This window comes from Chryseobacterium sp. SIMBA_038 (assembly GCF_046535115.1).
Classification (GTDB): Bacteria; Bacteroidota; Bacteroidia; order Flavobacteriales; family Weeksellaceae; genus Chryseobacterium.
Map to the genome: position 1 here is coordinate 1 of NZ_JAWRXH010000172.1, position 271 is coordinate 271.

Consider the following 271-nt stretch of genomic DNA (forward strand, 5'->3'; position numbering starts at 1 on the left):
GCACACGTTGGTGATCGTGGCGGGGAACGTGACGCAGAAGGACTATCAGGCATTCGGGCAGCACACGGTTGACGCGCACCGCGCGATAGTGGACGCCGCGAGGCGCCGGGATGCCGAGGCGGTCGCGCAACTGATGACGGCGCACATGGACGAAGCCGAGGCGCAACTGCGTAAGGTTCACGCAGCGCTGCAGCAGAAGCTGGTGCTCGATTCTGAACTGGACCTGCGCGCGTACCGCGTACGCTCAGAATGACTCGATGGCGGCTCGCTT

Annotated in this window: 1 protein-coding gene; it reads left to right on the top strand. The window is 64.6% G+C overall.

The features are described 5' to 3' along the window. A partial coding sequence (locus tag SB689_RS23160; RefSeq protein ID WP_410694405.1) for an FCD domain-containing protein occupies positions 1-253 on the top strand: 253 nt, incomplete at its 5' end. Between the last annotated feature and the right edge of the window lie 18 nt (positions 254-271).